This is a genomic window from Bradyrhizobium sp. A5 (genome assembly GCF_042076515.1).
Taxonomy (GTDB): domain Bacteria; phylum Pseudomonadota; class Alphaproteobacteria; order Rhizobiales; family Xanthobacteraceae; genus Bradyrhizobium; species Bradyrhizobium cosmicum.
On record NZ_CP148990.1, the window covers coordinates 1,351,179 to 1,372,285 of the forward strand.

Here is a 21,107-nt window from a genome sequence, read left to right on the forward strand (position 1 = left end):
ATTGTCCGATGGATCCGACGGCGCTTCTTCTGTCGCGGCTGCAATTTGCCTTCACCATCTCGTTCCACATCATCTTTCCCGCGTTCACGATCGGGCTTGCCGCCTGGCTCACCGTGCTGGAAGCGATGCACCAGTACAGCGGCAAGCTGGTCTACCGGACCCTGTTCGAATTCTGGCTGAAGATCTTCGGCGTCGCCTTCGGCATGGGCGTCGTGTCCGGCGTGGTGATGGCGTTTCAGTTCGGAACGAACTGGAGCGTGCTCTCGAAGATGTCGGGCCCGATCCAGGGCCCGCTTCTCTCCTACGAGACATTCACCGCGTTCATGCTGGAGGCGGGCTTTTTCGGCATCCTCATCTTCGGTCGGCCCCGGGTGCCGCCGTGGTTCTACCTGTTCTCGACCGCGATGGTCGCGCTCGGAACGACGCTTTCGGCGTTCTGGATCATGGTCAACAACAGCTGGATGCAGGTGCCGACCGGATACGTCCTGCAGAACGGCCAGTTCGTCCCCGACGACTGGGTACAGATCATCTTCAATCGCGTGGTCTGGGTCCGGTTTCCGCATATGCTGCTCGCGTCCTATCTGACCGGCGCGTTCTGCGTGGCCGCAACCGGCGCGTGGTATCTGCTGCGGCGGACCTATCGCGCCGAGGCGCATGTGATGCTGCGGATGGGGCTTGCGCTTGCGGCGGTGCTGTTGCCGATCCAGCCCTTCATCGGGCATCTCGTCGGCGACTACGTTCACGACTACCAGCCGGCCAAGTTCGCCGCGATCGAGGCGCGCTGGCATGACGAGCAGCCGGCCTCGGAGGTGCTGATCGCAATTCCCGATTCGAGCACTGAGTCGAACAAATACGCGATATCGATTCCCGTGCTCGGAAGCATCATCGGCAGCATGAGCTTCACGTCGAAGGAGGTCGGCCTCACCAGTTTCGCGCCGCAGGACCGGCCGCCGGTGGCGATCCCGTTCTTCGCTTTCCGCATCATGGTCGGCTGTGGCTTCGTGATGCTGGGGCTGGCCTGGTTCGGGAGCTGGCTCGGTCTCAAGCATCGGCTCGAACGGAGCCGCCTGCTGCTGTGGGGCATCTTTCTAAGTTTCCCGCTGCCCTGGATCGCGATCCTCACCGGCTGGTACACCGCGGAAGTGGGGCGCCAGCCATGGACGGTCTATGGCGTATTGCGCACTGCGGACGCCGTGACGCCGTTCCTGACGGCGTCGGCTGCGATGACTTCCCTGATCCTGTTCGTCGCGGTCTACGCCTTCATCTTCTCGTTCGGAACATATTACATCTATCGTCTGCTGCGTGCCGGCCCGGCGGGACTCGGCGGCAAGCCGCTCGACGTTCCCGTGCCCAACCGGCCGATGTCGCTCGCCGATCAGATGCCGGCCGCACGCACCCATATCGAGGCGGGAGAATAGACATGGTGATGTACTGGGTTGCCCTTCTTGCCATCAGCATTCTGATCTATCTCCTCCTCGACGGGTTCGATCTCGGCGTCGGCATGCTGTTCGGCGTGGCCGGTGACGAGGCGAAGCGGAATGCCATGCTGGGCACGGTCGCCCCGGTCTGGGACGGCAATGAGACCTGGCTGGTCGTCACGGGCGTGATCATGTGGGGCTCTTTTCCCGTGGTCTACGCCATGGTGATGTCGGCCTTCTATATTCCCGTCGTCGTGATGCTGCTCGGATTGATCCTGCGCGGCGTGGCGTTCGAGTTTCGCGGCAAGGCGCTCCGTTCGCGCTGGATCTGGGACGTCAGCTTCGTCGCGGGCTCGTTTGCCGCCAGTTTCATGCAGGGCGCGATGGTCGGCGCTCTCGTCGAAGGACTCCAGTTCTCCAATGGCGATTATACTGGCGGAACGTTCGGCTGGCTGACCACTTTTTCCGCCCTCTGCGGGATCGGGCTCTGCTTCGGCTACGCGCTGCTCGGTGCCTGCTGGCTGGTGCGGAAGAGCGATGGTCCCGTTCGGGACGACGCACGGCGCCTGATCCCGCCGATGGCGATCGGCGTCCTGGTGTTCCTGGTCACCGTCTTTGCCTATGCGCTTGCCGAACATCTTCCGATTCTGCAGCGCTGGACCGACCGGCCCTATCTGTTCGTGTTTCCTGCGATCGGCGCCGGCGCGGCCGCGGTGTTGGCCAAGAGCATCCTGCGCCACGACGATTATTGGCCGTTCCATATGGTCGCGCTGATCTTCGTGGCGGCCTTCGCCACGCTCGCTCTGTCGTTCTGGCCTTACATGATTCCGTTCGTCGTCACGATCGACGAGGCGGCGGCCCCTCATGCAAGTCTCGCATTCATGTTCTGGGGCGCCGGCCTGTTCGTTTTTCCGCTGATGCTGCTCTATGTCGCCGTCGGCTATCGCGTCTTCCGCGGCAAGACGAACCCTGCTGCCGATCACTACTGACGGCTGCACGGCGCGAAGTTGCCGTGAGTTGCGATGGACAAAAGAAAGGCGCCGCTTGGGCGCCTTTCTCGTTCAGGATCCTATATGGCCGTGCTTCACGATTTGGGCATGACTCCGGGGCCGTTGTCCGGCCATTGGGCGATCAGCTTCTCGTCGATGTTGAAATGCTGGGCGACCATCCTGGGCGGCGTGTGCGTCAGCCAGTTGGAGAGCGACACCTCCTCGTAGCGCGGCGCGCGAAACACGCCTACGAACTGCAATTCGGTGTCGCCGACATTCTCGACATAGTGGCCGAGATTGCGCCGGACATAGCCGATGTCGCCGGCCGAAAAATCCGTCGTCCGCGCGTTGGGGCCGGTGTCGAACACCGTCATCCGCGCCTTGCCCTTGATGTAGTACTGCCATTCGTCAGCATTCGGATGCCAGTGCATTTCCCGGACCGCTCCCGGCGGCATTGTCACCAGCGCCGAGGCGACGGTGGTCGCCACCTTGAAGTTGCTGCTGTCGGCGACGCGAATGCTGCCGGCGGAGCTCTCCTTGACCGGCGTCGAGCTGCCGAGCGAATGAATGAACGGATAGGGCGGTGCCTCCGCATGTTTGGCGACTGCGGCGCGATCGGCAGCGAGATCGCCGGGCACCGTCCCCTGGAAGATCCAGAGATTGTTCAGCGGGATCTTGGCGAAGGCGTCGGCCGGCACGCCAAAGTTCTTCGCCAGCACCTCGGGCGGCGTATGGGCGAGCCAGTCGGTAACCAGCAGCGTGTTGAACTCATTGGCGTGGCCGTCGTCAAAGCAGATCACGAATTCGCAGCCGTCGGGACCCAGTCCCTGCAGCGAATGCGGCGCACCCGACGGGAAATACCAGAGGTCGCCGGCCTTGAGATCGCCGACATAGGGGTGCCCTTGCGTGTCGAGCACGGTGATGCGGCAACTGCCGTAGGTCATGATCGCCCATTCGGCGGCCTGATGCCAATGCAGCTCGCGGATGCCGCCGGCGGAAAGCCGCATGTTGACGCCGGAGATTTCCTTCGAGATGGCGAAGTCCTCGACGGTGACCTGCCGTGCCCAGCCGCCATTCTGGATGCGCCTCGGCGCATTGTTGAACGAGGCCCAATCCATCGGCAGGCCGCCGACGTCGGTCGCGGGCGGGGTCTGTGCGGAAGGGAATTGCCTGGCCAATTCAGGATTTTGCGGACCGGGATCGGTCAGACTTCCGGGGCTCTTGGCGTTGATGGCGCCTTGCGGCGGCTCGTTCGGGTTGCCGAAGGTTGCGGCCTGCGCGCTGGAACCGACCATGGCGGCGCCTGCCGCGGACATGGCCAGCAAATCACGTCGTGAAAACATCTGGGATAGCTCCTGAAAAATGTCGAAAGCCCTCCGTAGCGACGGGGCTCCAGTCGACGAACCTAGTTTGCGGTTGCCGTTTCAGCTTCCGCGAACGGCGCTGTTTTTGCCGGAATGCATGGCCACTGCGACTGGCCGGCCCGGTTCGAACGTGTGCAATTGCGAAATTCGGCTTCGTTTTGAAAAGACTGCTCTGCCCGCGCGATCCTTAACTGGACCAGAGAATTGCCAAATCGAGAGATATCGAGATGACCACGAAATCGGTTCGTCCCTACCATGAACCCGCTGGCGGCTGGGGTGCACTCAAGGCGCTCAGTGAGGCGCTTCTGGTGCAGCGCGCGCCGCTGAAAGGTGCAGCGACGCTGAGCCGGATGAATCAGCCTGAAGGTTTTGACTGCCCCGGCTGCGCCTGGCCCGATCCGAAGCACACCTCGTCGTTCGAATTCTGTGAGAACGGCGGCAAGGCGATCGCCTGGGAGACGACATCGAAACGCTGCACGCCCGAATTCTTCGCCGAGCATACCGTTTCCGAGCTCGCGAGCTGGAACGATTACGATCTCGAAATGGTCGGCCGGCTCACCCATCCGGTGGCTTACGATTCCGCATCCGACCGTTATCTCCCGGTGGAGTGGAGCGATGCGTTCGACATGATCGGTCGCGCGCTCCGGGCCTTGCCGGATCCGAACATGGCGGAGTTCTACACGTCCGGACGGACCTCGAGCGAGGCTGCCTTCCTCTATCAGCTGTTCGTGCGGGAATACGGCACCAACAATTTCCCTGATTGCTCGAACATGTGCCACGAGGCGACCAGCGTCGGCCTGCCGTACTCGCTCGGCGTCGGCAAGGGCACCGTGCTGCTGGAGGATTTCGACAAGGCCGACTGCATCTTCATCTTCGGCCAGAATCCGGGCACCAACAGCCCGCGGATGATGACAAGCCTGCGCAATGCTGCCCGCCGCGGCGCCTCCATCATCTCGTTCAACCCGTTCCGCGAGCGGGCGCTGGAGCGTTTCCAGGCGCCGCAGAGCCCGGTCGAGATGATCACGCTGTCGTCGACGACGATCAGCTCGAAGCTGTTCCAGGTGCGCGTCGGCGGTGATGTCGCCGTCCTCAAGGGAATCATGAAGATCCTGGTGGAGGCCGACGAGGTCGCCCGTGGCGCCGAGCAGCCGGAGATCCTGGACTGGGATTTTATTCGCGGCCACACCGTCGGCGTCGACGAACTGATCGACGATCTCAAGCGCACGCAATGGCCTGATATCGAACGTCAGTCCGGCCTGACGCGCGAGGACATGGAATATGCGGCGGGCGCCTATATGAAGGCCGAGCGCGCCATCCTCGTGTACGGAATGGGCATCACCCAGCACTGGCGCGGCGCGAACAACGTCCAGCAGATCGCCAACCTCGCATTGTTGCGCGGCAATGTCGGGCGCGAAGGCGCCGGCGTCTGCCCGGTTCGCGGTCATTCCAACGTGCAGGGCGATCGGACGGTGGGGATCACGGAGGTCCCCAAGGCGGAGTTCCTCGAGCGCCTGGCGCAACGCTTTGGCTTCAAGCCTCCGGTCGCGCCGGGGCACAACGTGGTGACTGCGCTGGAGGCGATGATCCGCGGCGAGGTGAAGGCCTTCTTCGCGATGGGTGGCAATTTTGCCGCGGCTATTCCGGATTGGCAGGCGACCCAGGCAGCGCTTGGCAAGCTCGATCTGACCGTCCACGTCTCGACCAAGCTCAACCGCAGTCACCTGATCCATGGTCGCGCCGCCCTGATCCTGCCCTGCCTCGGACGCACCGAGATCGATATTCAGGCGTCGGGGCCGCAGTCGATCACGGTGGAGGATTCGATGTCGATGGTGCATGCATCCGGCGGCCGCAACAAGCCGGCATCGGAGCATCTGCTCAGCGAAGTCGCGATCATCGCCGGCGTCGCCAAGGCGACGCTGGGCGGGCGCACGGTGGTGGATTGGGACAGCTTCGTTGCCGATTACGACCGCATCCGCGATGCTATCGAGGCGGTGTTTCCGATCTTCCAGGGCTACAACGCCCGCATCCGCGTCCCCGGCGGCTTCCACCTCACCTCGACGGCACGCGAGCGCATCTGGGCGACGCCGTCGGGCAAGGCGAACTTCCTGGTCTTTCCGGGTTGCGGCGAGGACCCGCCGCAGACCGATCCGGATTCCCTGTGGCTCACCACCATCCGCAGCCACGACCAGTACAACACCACGCTCTACTCGATGTCCGATCGCTATCGCGGCGTGTTCGGCCAACGCGACGTGGTTTTCCTGAACGACTACGAGCTGGAGAAGCGCGGGCTTGCTGACGGCGATCGCGTCGACCTGATCACCGACTCGACCGACGGCGCCGAGCGGATCGTGCGCAACTTCCGCGTCGTGGCCTATTCCTTTCCGGCCGGCTGTTGTGCGGCATACTACCCGGAGACCAATCCGCTGGTGCCGCTCTATGCCCGCGATCCCCTCAGCTTCACGCCGTCATACAAGGGCGTCCCGATCCGCCTGGTGCGCGCGGCCGCTCCCGCGGAATAGCGGCAGCGCTGGAAGGATCGCGGTCACGTTTCGGCCGGGAGGTCGCAGCGGGACGAATCCGCGGGGACGGCGATCGGCAGCGTGAACCAGAAGCGGGCGCCGCCATTGGTGCCGTGACCTTCGGCGCCGATCCGGCCTCCATGCGCTTCGACGATCGACCGGCAGATCGGCAGCCCCATGCCCATCCCGCTGTCCTTGGTCGTGAAAAAGCTCTCGAACAGCCGATCGACATGTTCGGCGGAGATGCCCGGGCCGTTGTCCTCCACGGAGCAGCACAGCGTCGCCGCGTCCGATGTGACCGTGCTGATGACGATCCTGCGATCGTCGTATCCCGCCTGCGCCATCGCCTGCACCGCATTGATCGCAAGGTTGACGATCACCTGCTGGAGCTGGGTGCGGTCACCGAGCACCTGCGGCGCGCTCGGATCGGGCCGGTGCAGGATCGTGACGTTGCGGGATTCCATCTCGTGGCGAAGGAAGAGAAGCGCTTCGCGAACGATCTCGTCGAACGATAGCGAGGCCCGTTCGGGGGCCTTCCGCGAGGCCATGCCGTGAACGCGCGCCACGATGTTCGCGGCGCGCCGGGTATCCACGACGATGTTCTCGATGGTGTTGCGGATTTCGACGACATCGGGATTGGGCCTGTTCAACCATCGCAGCCCGGCGGCGGCATTGGTGGCGATGGCGGCGAGCGGCTGGTTGACCTCGTGCGCGATCGATGCGGTGAGCTCGCCGAGCATCGAGACGCGCGCGGCATGCGCGAACTCGGCCTGCACCTGCTGCAGCTTCTGCTGGGCGCGAACACGCTGTGAGATGTCGATGGTGCCGACCAGGCTGACTTCGAGATCGTTGATGGGACCGACCCGGGCCGTCGTGAAGAGAACATCGACGACGCGGCCGTCCCACGTGACCATCCTGGTCTCTTCCTCGAAGTTCGTCTCGCCGCGATAACGGGATTCCATGGCTCGCCGGAACGTATCGGGGCGTTCCTTCCAGGTGTCGGCCATGGAACGTCCGATATAATCCTCGACGCCGCCTCCGAACATCTGGATGGCCCGTTCGTTGGCCTCCTGAAACGAGAGCGCGTCCATGCAGGTCCGCAAGAACTCGGGATGGCTGTCGAAATAAGCGCCGAGGTCCTTGACGCCCTCGGCGCGCAATTTCCGGAACAGCACGACCAGCCTGCTGGCATCGAGCTGCCGGAACGCGATCGGCATGCGGGTGAACAGATGGCGATAACGCAGCTCGCTCCGCTCCAGCTCGGTATGGGCTCTCTTCTGGGCGGTGATGTCCATCACTGCACCGACGAACTCGAACTGGCCCCGGCCGTTCGTCATTCCGCGGGCGACCACGCGGATGGTCCGGACCGTACCGTCCTCCAGCATCAACCGGTTTTCGTGAGAGAAGTCGCCCCTTTCATTCACCGCTCGGTCAATGGCCTCACGGACGGCGCTGACGTCGTCGGGATGGGTGCGCTTCAGGACCAGGTCGAGCGACGGGCGCGATGTCGGCACGAGATCGAAGATCCTGAACGTTTCATCCGACCAGAACAGCTCTCCAGTCGCGACGTTCCAGCCGAAGCTACCGGTCTGGCTGAGCTTCTGCGCTTCGGCGAGATAGACAGCCTGGTGGCCATGCTCGCCTGGCCGCCTGCTCAGACTGATCACCGCGAGGGAAATGGCGAGAGCGGCGGCAAGAACGATGGTGGCGGAATTGAATCCGAACAGCGAACAGGCCAATGACAACAGGCTGATGGCCACGCTCCCCCGGGCCCATAGTGAGGCGCGATCCTTCATGGCCCAGTCTGGAAGCAGGCGGCGCCACCATCGCTGGGGCTGTACGGGATTAGCGCCATCTAGGCGGTCGAGCGTCATACGAGAGGTCTATTGCGATGCCGAAGAGCGGTCTTCTTGGTTTCGCGAGCGCTTTGTCAAAACGCACGTAGCCGCGATCAGGCCCGATGCTTGCGGCCTTAGGCCATCTCCATGTGCAGGATCATCATCGGCGTGCCGTAGACTTCAGGCATTCCCGGCACCACATGGCCGACCGTCATCTCGGGCGTTACGGTCACGAGCTTCTCCGCCGTCGTGCCGGCGGTCACCTTCTCAAGTGGATTCATGGCGCAATCCCGCATCTGCTTCGGTCGTGGATGGAGTGGATGTCTCGGCCGGCCGCGGCTTGCGCCCGGTGAGCCAATTGCCGAGCCGGTCGAGATAGAGATAGACAACGGGCGTGGTGTAGAGCGTCAGGACCTGCGACAGCATCAGGCCGCCGACGATCGTATAGCCGAGCGGCTGGCGCAGCTCGGCGCCGGTGCCGGAGCCGATCATCAGCGGGACGCCGCCCAGCAGTGCCGCCATCGTCGTCATCAGGATCGGGCGGAAGCGCAGCGTGCAGGCCTGGTAGATCGCCTCTTCCGGGCTGAGCCCGTGCTGGCGCTCCACCTGGAGGGCGAAATCGACCAGCATGATGCCGTTCTTCTTGACGATGCCGATCAGCAGGATGATGCCGATGATGGCGATGACGCTGAGATCCATGTGGACAGCCAGCAGCAGCAGCAGCGCGCCGATGCCGGCCGACGGCAGCGTCGACAGGATTGTGATCGGATGGATCAGGCTCTCATAGAGCACGCCGAGGATGATGTAGATCACGATCAGCGCCGCGCCGATCAGGAGCGGCGTGCCTGACAGGGAAGACTGGAACGCCTGCGCATTGCCCTGGAACGTGGTCGATAGCGATGCGGGCTTGCCGGTGCTCTTCTCGATGTTCTGGATCGCCGTCACCGCATCGCCCAATGCGACGCCGGGCTTCAGGTTGAACGAGATCGTCACCGAGGGAAACAGGCTCTGGTGATTGATCAGGATCGGCGCGGGCTTGATGACGCTGTGAACCAGCGTGCTCAGGGGAACCTGCTGGCCGGTGGAGGAGTTCAGGTAGATGTCCTTGAGCGCTTCCGGCCCGTACTGGAAACGCGGATCGACCTCCATCACGACATGATACTGGTTCAGCGAGGTGAACATGGTGGAGACGATGCGCTGGCCGAACGCATCGTCGAGGGCGTTGTCGATCGTCGTGGGCAGGATGCCGAAGCTCGATGCGACCTCGCGATTGACGGTGACCTCCAGCCTGGGGCCGGCATTGGCCTGGTCGCTCGCGACATCGGTGATGAGGTCGAGCGCGCGGAGCTTCTCCAGGAAGATTGCCGACCAGTTGGTGAGCTCGTTGGAATCGGCATCCGTCAGCGTGTACTGATATTGCGTCTTCGACAGGCGCGCGCCGATGGTGATGTCCTGTGCGGCCTGCATGTAAAGCCTGATGCCCTGGATGTGGGCCAGCCGGGGTCCCAGCCGCTCGATCACCTGATCGGCGCTGGCCTTGCGCTCGGGCTTCGGCTTCAGGACGATGAAGATGCGTCCCTGGTTGAGCGTCGCGGTCGGGCCGCCCGGGCCGATATAGCTCGCCACCGACTGGACCGCCGGGTCCTTCGAGAGGATGTCGACGATCGCCTGCTGACGCTCCGACATGGCCGGGAACGAGATGTCCTGTGCGGCTTCGGTGATGCCGACGATCTGCCCGGTGTCCTGTTGCGGGAAGAAACCTTTCGGAATGATCACGTATAGATAGCCGGTCAGCGCGACGGTCGAGAGCATCACCAGCAGCGTCGCGAAGCGATGGCGCAGCACGATCCGCAGGCCGCTGGCATAGAGGGCAAGCAGCGCGTCGAAACCACGTTCGAAGACGAGATACAGTCGGCCGTGCTTCTTGCGCGAGTCGTCCTTCAGGAGCCGCGCACACATCATCGGCGTCAGCGTGAGCGAGATGACCAGCGACAGCAGCAGGGCGGCGGTGATCGTGATGGCGAACTCCTGGAACAGCTTTCCGACGTATCCGCCCATCAGGAATAGCGGGATGAACACCGCGATCAGCGACAGCGTAATGGAGACGATGGTGAAGCCGATTTCGCCGGACCCCTTGAGCGCGGCCTCCATCGGCGTCATGCCCTGCTCGAGATGGCGCACGATGTTCTCGATGACGACGACGGCATCGTCGACCACGAAGCCGACCGCGATCGACAGCGCCATCAGCGAGAGGTTGTCCAGGCTGTAGCCGAGCACGTAAAGCACCGCGAACGTGCCGACCAGCGACAGGGGAACCGTGATCGCCGGGATGATGGTGGCCCAGAAATTCCGCAGGAACAGGAATATGACCATCACGACGAGCGCGACCGTCAGCATCAGCGTGAATTGAACGTCGGAGACCGCGGCACGAATGGTGGCGGTCCGGTCGGCGGCAATCGTCACCTTGATCGCGGGCGGAACGGAGGCCTGCAGTTGCGGCAGCAGCTTCTTGATGCGGTCGACGGTCTGGATGACGTTGGCGCCGGGAACGCGCTGGACCGCCAGGATGATGGCGCGTTCCTTGCCGTACCAGCCGGCGAGGAGGTCGTTCTCGGGCCCCTCGATCGCCGTGCCGATGTCGCGGATACGTACCGGCGAGCCATTGCGATAGGCGATGATGAGGTCTTCATAGGCGGCGGGCTTGAGCAACTGATCGTTCGTATTCAGCGTATAGGTGACGCGCGGGCTGTTGAGCGTGCCCTTCGGCAAATCGACGTTGGCGCCGGCGATCACGCTGCGGACGTCTTCGAGGCCGATGCCGCGCGCGGCAAGCGCCTGTGGATCGACGCGAACACGGATCGCGGGCTTCTGCTGGCCGCCGATTCCGACGAGGCCCACGCCCTGCACCTGCGAAATCTTCGGCAACAGGATGTTTTCCGCATAGGCGTCGACAGTGGTCAGCGGCAGCGAGTCCGACGTCAGCGCGATCAGCATGATCGGCGTCTCCGCCGGATTCACCTTTCTGATCGTCGGCGGGTAGGGAATGTTCGGCGGCAGGAACGGGCTTGCGGCATTGATCGCGGCCAACACGTCCACCGCCGCGCTGTCCACCGTGCGCGACAGTTCGAACTGCACCGTGAGCTGGGCGACGCCGAGCGCGCTGGACGAGGTGAGCTGGGTGACGCCGGGGATCTGGCTGAGCTGCTGCTCGAGCGGCGTCGCCAGCGAAGAGGCGATCGTTCCCGGGTCGGCGCCGGGCAATTGCGCCGAGATCTGGATGGTCGGGTAGTTGACGTTCGGCAATGCGCCGACCGGCAGGAGCGGATAGGCCGCAAGGCCGCACAGCAGCAAACCCGCCATCAGCAGGGCGGTCGCGATCGGCCGCAGGATGAAGGGTGCGGAGATGTTCATGGGATGGCATCCTGCACGGCGCTCTGCAGGTCGGCTTCACGCGCGGCCTTGCCGTGCAGCTCGCGAACGTGGCTGCCTTCCGTGAGCCGGTACTGGCCGTCGATCACGACGACGTCGCCTGATTTCAGTCCCTGGTCGATCAGAGCCTGGCCGTCGCTGATCTGTACGATGTGAACGGGACGCAGGGCGGCCGTCTGGCCGTCGGTCACGACATAGACATAGCTGCCGTTCGGTCCCTGCTGCACGGCCGAGCCGGCGACAGTAATCGCATCCTTCTGGATCTCGAGCAGCAGGCGCGCGTTCACCAGCTGGCCCGGCCACAGCCGGTGCTCATGGTTCGGGAACACGGCCTTCAGCTGCACGGTGCCGGTCGCTCCCGCGATTTCGTTGTTGACCAGCAGCAGCGTGCCCTCGTCGAGCTTCATCTTGTTGTCCTGGCTGTAGGCGATGACCTTCAGTGCGCCCTTTGCAGCGTGCTCCTGGATCACGGGCAGGTCCGCCTGCGGCAGGGTGAACAGCAGCGAGATCGGCTCGATCTGGGTGACGACGACGAGACCGTTGGGATCGGTCGGATGAATGACGTTGCCGACATCGATCTGGCGGACGCCGGTGATGCCGGGAACGGCGGACGTCAGGCGCGTATAGCTGAGCTGGACGTTGGCCTCGTCGATCTGGGCCTGGTCCGCCTTCACGGCGGCCTTGAGCTGTGCCACCTGCGCCGTCTGCGTCTCGATGAGTTGCGGGGTCGCGTAGCCCTTGTCGCCGAGCTGGTTGTAGCGGGAGAGATTGGCTTCGGCATTGGTGAGCTGCGCCTGGTCCCTGTCGCGATTGGCCGTGAGCTGTTCGATTTGGGCCTCGTAAGGACGCGGATCGATCTGCGCGAGAAGGTCGCCGGCCTTGACGGTCTGTCCCTCCGTGAAGGCGATACTGACGATCTGTCCCTGAATCTGGCTGCGCACGACGTCGGTGTTGTAGGCAATCACCGTGCCGATGCCGCGCAGATAGATCGGAACGTCCTTGCCGGTGACGCTGGCGGCGACCACCGGCACGGCGGCGGGCACGGGCGCGGCTGCCACGGCCGGTTTTCGGTCCGTGCCGAAGAACCAGAGGCCTGCGCAGGCCAGGATCGCGGCGAGAGTAACGAGCGCAATGGTGAGGTTCCGTTTCACGGTGATGATCCTTGTGATCTCAGGGATTGCCGGAGCCGTCGATCGAAGGCGTGCCGACTGTGGAGCTGGGGCCTGGCACCGGTACGGTCGGACTGATACCGGCGCCGCCGATCTCGGTTGAGCCCAGCGGAATTCCGACGCGACCGACCGTCGATGTCGAAGGTATGGACGAGATCGCTGCGGTGCTGCCGGCGCAATTGGTCGATGAAGTGCCGGATAGCCCGCCGCCGTCGAACAATGCTCCGGACGATGAGGAATTGCTTGATCCGACGCAGCCCGTCGCGCTTTGCATGGGATTGATCGGCGAGATGCCGGGCGGCGTCGTGATCTCGGTGGACCCCAGCGGAATGCCTACGGGCCGGGTGGATTGCGGGTTGAGCGGCGAGGTCACAAGCATACCGGTGGGAGGCTGCAGTCCCGGCATCGTCGTTTGAGCAAAGGCCGCGCCAGAGATCAGCAGCAGGATGCCGGCCGAAAGCATCGCGCCGAGATGTATCGAGAATACCCCGCGCGATCCGACGCGACGTGCGCCGTCGTTGTCCGCTGAATGCTGTTTTCGCATGGTGAAGGCCTCCGCCTGACTGCATCGACATTAAAAAGGTGCGCGAGCGCGGGTATTTCCAGAACGCACGTCCTGCTCCCGGGCTGCACGACGACGTTGACACGTCGCCTCGTCTGGCCCCGAAGCTGCTTGCGCTATCTCAGGACAGCCCGCGCGTGTGCGATCTCGCGGCTGCATGCGGCGATGTCGCCGGTCCGATCGGCCGTGCGCGCGCGATCGAGCGAATCGAGCGCGTCGGTGAAGTCGATGCCGTTGTTGCCTTCCGCCTTCGCGAGCGAGCGAGGTGTCGGCTGATGGTTGCGCAATGCACTGAGGCGCTCCGGCTTCCAGCCGTGGGAGCCCGCGTCCTTCTCGATGGCGAGATCCAGCTGGGCCTGGGTTTGCGCGATGCCATCCGCGCAGGTGCCGGCATGGGCCGGCACCGTTGCGCATAGCAGGATGAAGACGGCGATCCGGCATTTCGCGGCGGAGGTCATTGGTCAATCCTATGCTTGGAGTTCGAGTGAGATCAGGAACGTTGTCGTGAATGACAGGGCACGCATGGATCGTCTTTCGCGTATGAACGCCGGCCGTTCACGGTTGCGAGAGATCATTGTCACGAATGTCAGTGTGCATGACGTGGGCCTCCGCCTAAGATGCGCCTTCGGCCGAGCCGGATGCGAAGGATGTGTGAGTGGCGATGGCTCCGGCGTGCGAAGTGGCAAGGACAGTTGTTTGCGGAAATACGGGGGCAAGCCTCGAAACTAGTGTCGCGTCATTCCAACCCGGAGTGATCCCGACATGAAACACCTCAACGCAGGCCTCGCCTTCGCCGCCGCTCTCTCCTTGTTATCGACCGCCGCTCCCGCGAGCGCAGAGCCCCTGAAGAACATTGTCCTGGTGCACGGCGCCTGGGTGGATGGGTCCGGCTGGAAGCCGGTCTACGAGATCCTGACCAAGGAAGGTTTTCGCGTCACCATGGTGCAGGAGCCCGAGACTTCGTTCGCCGACGACGTCACGGCGACTAAGCGCATTCTCGATCTTCAGGACGGTCCGACGCTTCTCGTCGGCCATAGCTACGGCGGCTCAATCATTACCGAGGCCGGCGTTCATCCCAACGTCGTCGGCCTCGTCTACGTCGCCGCGCACGCGCCCGACGTCGGCGAGGACGAATCGGCGCTGGGCAAGAAGACGCCGAGCGTGCTCGGAAAGACCGAGGGGGTCATCAAGGTGACGCCCGACAAGTTCACCTATCTCGATCCCGTGCAATTCCCGAAACTGTTCGCGCCGGATCTGCCGCGTGAGCGGGCCGAGTTCGTCGCGCGGTCGCAGGTCCCGGCCGCGACCCAGGTGTTCAGCACGCCCTTGACGGCGGCGGCGTGGAAAACCAAGCCGAGCTGGGGAATCGTCGCCGGCAACGACCAGATCATCAATCCGGACCTGGAGCGCTGGTACTACGAGCGCGCCAAGAGCCAGACCACCGTGATCCCGGGCGCCAGCCACTCGGTCTACGAGTCCCGTCCGAAGGAAGTGGCGGCGGTCATCACCCGCGCCGCGCGCAGTATCCAGCAGCCGGTCACGCGCTGACGATCGTTTTCGCCGGCCCTGACGCACGGCCGGCAGAAGGAAGGACGGCGGGAGTGACAGCACTCCCGCCGGCCCGACGGTCAATCCGGAGAATTCCCATGAACGTCACCGAGACGACCAGCGCCGCTCTGGGGCGGGCCAAGGCCGGAAACGGGACAGAAGTCATGACGAGCTGGCAGAACAACCGCGCCGCGCGTGATGCCCGCATTGCGGCTGGAGCTGTCCTCGCCCGCGGCAAGTTGGTCGAAGCACAGGACGTCACGCGCCTGCTGGAGGCCGTGATCCGGCCGGGCGACCGGGTTTGCCTGGAGGGCGACAACCAGAAGCAGGCGGATCTGTTGAGCCGCGCGCTGCTTGCGGTAGATCTGTCCAGGGTCAACGACCTGCACATGGTGCAGTCGGGCGTCGTTCTGCCCGAACATCTGGACCTGTTCGATCGCGGCGTCGCCAAGCGGCTCGACTACGCCTATTCCGGCCCGCAATCGGCGCGCATCGCGCGCATGCTGTTCGGTGGCAAGATCGAGCTGGGCGCAGTTCATACCTATCTCGAGCTGTTTGCCCGCTACTTCATCGATCTCACGCCGCAGGTCGCACTGATCGCCGCCGTCAGTGCCGACCGCGAGGGGAATCTCTACACCGGCCCGAACACCGAGGACACGCCGACCGTGGTCGAGGCGACGGCGTTCAAGGACGGCGTCGTGATCGCACAGGTCAACGAGATCGTCGAGACCGTTCCGCGGGTCGATATCCCGGCGGATCGCGTCCACTTCATCGTCAAGGCCGACAAGCCGTTCTTCGTCGAGCCGTTGTTCACGCGCGACCCGGCCGCGATCACGGAAGGCCAGATCCTCACCGCGATGCTGGCGATCAAGGGTGTCTATGCACCCTATGGCGTGCAGCGGCTCAATCACGGCATAGGCTTCAGCACGGCCGCGATCGAGCTCCTGTTGCCGACATTTGGCGAGAAGCTGGGGCTGAAAGGCAGGATCGCGACGCACTTCGCGTTGAATCCGCATCCCGCGCTCATTCCCGCGATCGAGTCCGGCTGGGTGCGGCAGATCCATTCGTTCGGATCGGAGGTTGGCATGGATGACTACATCCGAGCGCGATCCGACATTTACTTCACCGGTCCCGACGGCTCGTTGCGCTCCAACCGCGCTTTCTGTCAGACCGCCGGGCTCTATGCCTGCGATATGTTCATCGGCTCGACGTTGCAGATCGATCTGCAGGGAAATTCGTCAACCATCACCACCTCGCGCATTGCAGGTTTTGGCGGCGCCCCGAACATGGGGGCGGATGCCCGCGGGCGGCGTCATCCGAGCGAGCCTTGGCTGAAGGCTGGAGCGGAGGCCGATCCCGACGGCTCGGCACTGATGCGCCGTGGCCGTAAGCTGGTCGTGCAGATCGGCGAGACGTTCGGAGATAAGAACGTGCCGCTGTTCGTCGAAAGGCTCGATGCGATCGAGCTCGCCGAGAAGCTGAAGCTCGATCTTGCGCCGGTCATGATCTACGGCGACGACGTCACGCACGTCGTCACCGAGGAGGGCGTGGCCAACCTGTTGCTCTGCCGCACCGCGCAGGAGCGCGAACAGGCCATCCGCGGCGTTGCCGGCTACACCGACGTCGGCCGTCGGCGGGACCACGGCATGGTCTCACGCCTGCGCGAGCGCGGCGTAATCCGCAGGCCGGAAGATCTCGGCATCAATCCGCTTGATGCGGATCGCAGCCTGCTGGCGGCGCGCTCGATCAAGGATCTGGTGCGTTGGTCCGGCGGCTTGTACGCACCCCCGTCGAAATTCCGGAACTGGTGAGGACGCGCCATGGAAGATATCAGCTTTCGACATCCGGCTCGCGCTCGCGCGCGTGGTACCAGGCGAAGCGCGATAGTCGGTGTGGTGGCCTCGGGCAATCTGGAAGTGCTGGTGGAGCGCGTCCTGCCGGATGCGGAGTGCGCCGTCGACATCAAGACCGCGGCCATCGGCTTCGGCGAGGTCTGGAGTGCCGTGATCGGCGATTTCGTCGAGCGCTATTCGCCTGGCGGGCTCAGATTCTCGATCAACGACGGCGGTGCGCGTCCCGATACGGTTTCGCTGCGGCTCGCCCAGGCGGTGCGATTGATCTCGGAGGCCGGCCAATGACCGCTCCGCTCAAGGACATCACCCCGGCCGAACGGGCCCGCAGTACGAGCTTCTACGAGGCGTCGGCCCGTGCGCGGCTGGAGCTGCTGCTCGATGCCGGCAGCTTCGTCGAGTTGATCGGGCCGGAGCAGCGCGAGGTCAGTCCTCACTTGAAGATATTCGATCTTCCCGAGCAGTTCGACGACGGCATCGTCGTCGGTCACGGCCGCTTCGACGGCTCATCGGTGTTCGTCGCCGCGCAGGAGGGCCGCTTCATGGGCGGCGCCTTCGGCGAGGTGCACGGCGCCAAGCTGACGGGGTTGCTCCGTGCGGCGCGCCAGATCGGCTCGATCCCCGTCCTGATCCTGTTCGACACCGGCGGCGTGCGGTTGCAGGAGGCAAATGCCGGCGAGCTTGCCATCGCCGAGATCATGCGCGCGGTGATGGAGGCGCGTACCGCCGGCGTGAAGGTCATCGGTCTGATCGGCGGCAGGTCCGGATGCTATGGCGGCGGCGGCCTGATCGCGGGCTGTTGCTCCGCGCTCGCCGTCTCGGAGCAGGGACGCATCGCGGTGTCGGGCCCCGAGGTCATCGAGACCAATCGCGGCGTCGAAGAGTTCGACTCGCGCGACCGCGCCTTGGTCTGGCGCACCATGGGCGGCAAGCACCGCCGCCTGCTCGGCGCAGCCGATGTCTTTGCCGACGATAATGTGCAGGATTTTCGCGAGGCCGCGTTGGAGCTGCTCGGCCTCGCCGGACCTTTCGGTCTCGACAAGCTGAAGGCCGAGCAGGAGCGGCTTGCCGGCCAACTCAGCCACTTCGGCGCCTGCGCGGATGCTGTCGACGTCTGGACGGCGGAAGGCGTCGCCGACGCTCAAGCCGTTCCCGAGTTGCCGACCGACCAGTTCATTGCCCTTGCCAACCAGATCGGGAGGACCAGCCGTGACGCTCGATGATATCATCGCCTCGCTCTTTCCCGACGGCCATGAGGTGGGCAACGACAGGGGCGTCATCCTCGGCTCGGCGCCGCTGCGATCCGGCGGCCGGATGCTCGTGCTCGGCGTTGCAGACCGGACCGCGCTTGGCGTCGACGAGGCGATCAAATTGTCCGGCCATGTCCTGGAGTCGATCGGCCGGGACTCCGGGCCGATCCTGGTGCTCGTCGACAGCGACAGCCAGCGCATGAGCAAGCGCGACGAGCTGCTCGGGCTGAATGAATTCCTCGCGCATCTGGCGAAGGTGCTGATCCACGCGGACATCAACGGCCGGCCGACCATCGGCCTTCTCTACGGCCACTCGGCTGCGGGCGCGCTGCTTGCGACGGGCCTTGCAACACGCGTGCTGGTCGGATTGCCCGGGGCCGATCCCGCGGTGATGGACCTGCCGTCGATGGCAAAGGTCACCAAGCTTTCGATGGAGGCACTCCAGGAGAAGGCGAAGTCGACGCCGGTGTTTGCGCCGGGCCTGTCCAATCTCGCGCAGATGGGCGCCGTTCACATGACATGGAGCAATGCCACCTCGCTCGCCGACCAGTTGGCGGCGTTGCTCGCTGATATGCCGGCCGCGCAGGACCGGCGGGATGCGCTCGGCAAGGAGCGTGGCGGCCGGCTGAAGGCCGCCGAGATCGCGGAGCGTGTTCGTGACCTGGCCCTGCAAGCACGGTGAACGTCCGCCGGGTCGTCACGACCTCGTCTTCGTGAGTCCCGCGGGGTGGCGCGCGATGTTGGACGCGCGCGACGATCTCGCGGCCGAGACCCTTCTCGCGCACTGGCCCAAAATGCGATGGCCGACGATCAGGCGGCGCGCCTTGCCTGGCGAGGCAACCGGACTCGCCTTGGGCCTGCCCTTGCCACCCTCTGCCGGAAAGAGACGGATTTCCCTGCTGGTTGATGTCGGCCACGTCGCCTCCATCGCGAGGCCGCCGCTACTGCGGCAGGCGCGGGCTTACGCGCCGCTTAACTGGTGGTCGACGCTCGACCGACTCGATGCGTTGGCGCTTCGCCATGCGGTGAACGCGCGCGTGTTCGGCAGCCTCGCCTGGCAGTCGTTGACCGGGCTCGACTACGTCACCAACCGCTCCGATCTCGATGTCCTGTTCGAGTTTCAAGGCGAAACCGACATCGATCGTCTCGTAGCCGATGTCGCCGCGATCGAGGCCGATGCGCCGATGCGGATTGATGGCGAGCTGATGGGCGCCGACAGCGATGCGGTGAACTGGCGCGAAGTCCACGGCGGCGCGAGCGAGCTTCTGGTCAAGAGCATCGAGCGCGTGGCCCTGCTCGGCAGGCATCAATTCATCTCGGGAGCTATGGGATCATGATCACCACGGCCGCAAGAGGCGTGGAACGGCCGGTTCTGCGCCGGGCGCAGATCGCGCCCGATGTCTCAGCCATCGGCGCCGTCGCCGCGGATTGCCTCGTCCGGGAGCTGGAAACCTGGCCGAAGCCGGGGCTCGTCAGTCATGTCGACAATGGCAGTCACGACGACATGGACGCGGCCACGTTTCGTCGCAGCGCCACGGCCATCAGGCCGTATCTGCAAGGCCTGGCCGATGCGGGTGCGCTCGGCTTCGGCATGGGTCGGCTGCGGATCATCGGCCTTGAGGCGGAGCGCGCCATGCTCGCGGCGACGTCGGGGGTCAACACCCACCGTGGCGCGATCTTCGGGCTCGGCCTGCTGTGCGCGGCGGCCGGTGCGAAAGCCGGCGGCCTGGTCGATCCCGCGCTCCCGCTCGGCGATGTCGTGGCGCGCCTGTGGGGCAACAGCATCCTCGACGGTCCGGTGCTGCTGCACAGCCATGGCAGCGCGGCGCGCCGCCGGTTTCGCGCGGGCGGTGCGCGGATCGAGGCCGCGAACGGATTTCCCAGCATCTACGGAATCGGCTTGCCGGCCTTGCGGAGGACGGCGCCTGTCGTGCCGGAGGATATGGAAGCCGCCCGGGTCGAGGCGTGCTTTGCCCTGATCGCATCCGTCGAAGACACCAACCTCCTGCATCGCGGCGGGCTCGAGGGCCTTCGCTTCGCACATGACGCGGCACAAGGCTTCATTGATGCCGGCGGCGTCCGTGCGCCCGGCTGGCGTGCGCGGGCGCAATCGATCCACGACAGCTTCGTCGCCCGCCGTCTCAGCCCGGGTGGATCGGCCGACCTGCTTGCCATGACGCTGTTTGTCGACGCCCATGAAAGGCCAGGCTGATGATGTCCAATGCAATCATGATGGCGCTGGTGCCGGTCTTCTTCGTCCTGCTGTTGGGATACGCCGCCGGCAAGTTTCATGTCGTCGACAATCTCCATGTCGACGCTCTCAACGCACTGGTGATGGATTTTGCGCTGCCGGCCTCGCTTTTCGCGGCGACCGCCTCGGCGCCGCGCCGTGAGATGATCGAGCAGGTGCCGCTCTTCCTGGTGCTCGGCGTGACGATGCTGCTGCTCTATCTCGTCTGGTATCTTGCCGCGCGCCGGTTCTTCAAGGTTTCCCGGTCGGAGGCGTCGCTGCAGGCGTTGACGATCGGCTTTCCGAATCTCGCGGGCGTAGGTCTTCCGATCATGACGTCCGTGGTGGGGCCAGCCGGCACCGTCCCGGTTGCCGTCGCATTGGCGGCTGGCTCGATCCTCATCAGTCCGCTGACCCTGATCATGGCGGAGATGGGCGCCGCCAAGGCTCGCGGCGAGGGAATGGCGACGCGGCAGGTCCTGACGGCAGTCCGGCGTGCGATCACCAAGCCGGTGGTGCTCGCGCCCGCGCTTGGCATTGTGTTCTCGTTGTCGGATGTGAGTCTCGACGCCCTGGCCCATGCGAGCCTCGCGCTGATCGGAAGTTCGGCTGCCGGCGTCGCCTTGTTCCTCACCGGAGCCATTCTGTCGGCGCAATCGTTTCGTCTGGATTGGAAGATCACCGCTGCAACGGTGGCCTCGGACATCGTCCGCCCGCTGTTGGCCGTTGCGGTCATTCGCGTCGTTCCGATCGCGCAGGATGCCGCGAAGACGGCCATTCTGCTCGCCGCCGTTCCCTCGGGCTTCTTCGGAATTCTGTTCGCGGTCAACTACGGGCTGGATTCTGCAAGGGCGGGGTCGATGGTCATCGCCAGCACCGCATTCAGCGTCGTGACCCTGGCGGTTGTGATCGCAATGTTCTTTCCTCAATAGGCCGCCACC

At 64.6% G+C, this 21,107-nt stretch carries 17 protein-coding genes and 1 pseudogene; 12 read left to right on the forward strand and 6 right to left on the reverse strand.

Translation table 11 applies throughout. The annotated features are described in order from the left end of the window. The first annotated feature begins 8 nt into the window (after window positions 1-8). Window positions 9-1,418 (forward strand): cytochrome ubiquinol oxidase subunit I, encoded by a 1,410-nt coding sequence (locus tag WHZ77_RS06340; RefSeq protein WP_375312896.1) that lies wholly within the window; start codon window positions 9-11, stop codon window positions 1,416-1,418. A 2-nt stretch (window positions 1,419-1,420) separates the two neighbouring features. Beyond that, entirely contained in the window at window positions 1,421-2,407 is a 987-nt protein-coding gene (cydB, locus tag WHZ77_RS06345; RefSeq protein ID WP_375312897.1) for a cytochrome d ubiquinol oxidase subunit II, read from the forward strand. 95 nt (window positions 2,408-2,502) lie between these two features. Here cydB and WHZ77_RS06350 read toward each other — a convergent pair whose 3' ends face one another. Further along, a complete protein-coding gene (locus tag WHZ77_RS06350; RefSeq protein ID WP_375312898.1) occupies window positions 2,503-3,750 on the reverse strand; it encodes an oxalate decarboxylase family bicupin in 1,248 nt (415 codons plus the stop codon). A gap of 248 nt (window positions 3,751-3,998) precedes the next feature. Between WHZ77_RS06350 and WHZ77_RS06355 the strand changes: the two genes are divergently transcribed. Next, on the forward strand, window positions 3,999-6,290 hold the full coding sequence (locus tag WHZ77_RS06355; RefSeq protein ID WP_375312899.1) for an FdhF/YdeP family oxidoreductase: 2,292 nt from the start codon (window positions 3,999-4,001) through the stop codon (window positions 6,288-6,290). A gap of 23 nt (window positions 6,291-6,313) precedes the next feature. On the opposite strand, the gene WHZ77_RS06360 is transcribed toward WHZ77_RS06355, so the two are convergent. The 4 genes and pseudogenes from WHZ77_RS06360 to WHZ77_RS06375 all read right to left on the reverse strand — a co-directional run bounded on the left by WHZ77_RS06360 (window position 6,314) and on the right by WHZ77_RS06375 (window position 12,708). Next, entirely contained in the window at window positions 6,314-8,086 is a 1,773-nt protein-coding gene (locus WHZ77_RS06360) for an ATP-binding protein (protein WP_375312900.1), read from the reverse strand. A gap of 179 nt (window positions 8,087-8,265) precedes the next feature. Beyond that, window positions 8,266-8,409 (reverse strand): annotated as a pseudogene (locus tag WHZ77_RS06365) (thioesterase); the annotation flags it as partial. Next, complete coding sequence (locus WHZ77_RS06370) at window positions 8,396-11,539, reverse strand: efflux RND transporter permease subunit (RefSeq protein ID WP_375312901.1); 3,144 nt, start codon at window positions 11,537-11,539, stop codon at window positions 8,396-8,398. The gene WHZ77_RS06370 and the pseudogene WHZ77_RS06365, both read right to left, overlap by 14 nt. Continuing rightward, window positions 11,536-12,708, reverse strand: a complete 1,173-nt coding sequence (locus WHZ77_RS06375; protein WP_375312902.1) for an efflux RND transporter periplasmic adaptor subunit — start codon at window positions 12,706-12,708, stop codon at window positions 11,536-11,538. The genes WHZ77_RS06370 and WHZ77_RS06375 overlap by 4 nt, the downstream gene beginning before the upstream one ends. Window positions 12,709-12,734: 26 nt before the next feature. Between WHZ77_RS06375 and WHZ77_RS06380 the strand changes: the two genes are divergently transcribed. Then, window positions 12,735-13,142, forward strand: coding sequence for a hypothetical protein (locus tag WHZ77_RS06380; protein ID WP_375312903.1), 408 nt, complete (start codon window positions 12,735-12,737; stop codon window positions 13,140-13,142). 262 nt (window positions 13,143-13,404) lie between these two features. Here the strand turns inward: WHZ77_RS06380 and WHZ77_RS06385 are convergent, their stop codons facing one another. Next, a complete protein-coding gene (locus WHZ77_RS06385; protein WP_375312904.1) occupies window positions 13,405-13,746 on the reverse strand; it encodes a hypothetical protein in 342 nt (113 codons plus the stop codon). Between the two features lie 304 nt (window positions 13,747-14,050). Between WHZ77_RS06385 and WHZ77_RS06390 the strand changes: the two genes are divergently transcribed. The 8 genes from WHZ77_RS06390 to WHZ77_RS06425 all read left to right on the forward strand — a co-directional run bounded on the left by WHZ77_RS06390 (window position 14,051) and on the right by WHZ77_RS06425 (window position 21,098). Further along, entirely contained in the window at window positions 14,051-14,836 is a 786-nt protein-coding gene (locus tag WHZ77_RS06390; RefSeq protein ID WP_375312905.1) for an alpha/beta hydrolase, read from the forward strand. A 164-nt stretch (window positions 14,837-15,000) separates the two neighbouring features. Then, complete coding sequence (gene mdcA / locus WHZ77_RS06395; protein WP_375314667.1) at window positions 15,001-16,647, forward strand: malonate decarboxylase subunit alpha; 1,647 nt, start codon at window positions 15,001-15,003, stop codon at window positions 16,645-16,647. A gap of 9 nt (window positions 16,648-16,656) precedes the next feature. Then, a complete protein-coding gene (mdcC, locus tag WHZ77_RS06400) occupies window positions 16,657-16,974 on the forward strand; it encodes a malonate decarboxylase acyl carrier protein (RefSeq protein WP_375312906.1) in 318 nt (105 codons plus the stop codon). After that, window positions 16,971-17,909 carry a biotin-independent malonate decarboxylase subunit beta gene (locus WHZ77_RS06405; protein ID WP_375312907.1) on the forward strand — a complete coding sequence of 313 codons (939 nt, stop codon included), beginning with the start codon at window positions 16,971-16,973 and terminating at the stop codon, window positions 17,907-17,909. Before mdcC ends, WHZ77_RS06405 begins: the two co-directional genes overlap by 4 nt. Next, window positions 17,896-18,618 (forward strand): biotin-independent malonate decarboxylase subunit gamma, encoded by a 723-nt coding sequence (gene mdcE / locus WHZ77_RS06410; RefSeq protein ID WP_375312908.1) that lies wholly within the window; start codon window positions 17,896-17,898, stop codon window positions 18,616-18,618. The genes WHZ77_RS06405 and mdcE overlap by 14 nt, the downstream gene beginning before the upstream one ends. After that, a complete protein-coding gene (gene mdcG / locus WHZ77_RS06415; RefSeq protein WP_375312909.1) occupies window positions 18,593-19,273 on the forward strand; it encodes a malonate decarboxylase holo-[acyl-carrier-protein] synthase in 681 nt (226 codons plus the stop codon). Before mdcE ends, mdcG begins: the two co-directional genes overlap by 26 nt. Then, a complete protein-coding gene (mdcB, locus tag WHZ77_RS06420; RefSeq protein ID WP_375312910.1) occupies window positions 19,270-20,148 on the forward strand; it encodes a triphosphoribosyl-dephospho-CoA synthase MdcB in 879 nt (292 codons plus the stop codon). Before mdcG ends, mdcB begins: the two co-directional genes overlap by 4 nt. Next, window positions 20,148-21,098 (forward strand): AEC family transporter, encoded by a 951-nt coding sequence (locus WHZ77_RS06425; RefSeq protein ID WP_375312911.1) that lies wholly within the window; start codon window positions 20,148-20,150, stop codon window positions 21,096-21,098. The genes mdcB and WHZ77_RS06425 overlap by 1 nt, the downstream gene beginning before the upstream one ends. Window positions 21,099-21,107: the final 9 nt, after the last annotated feature.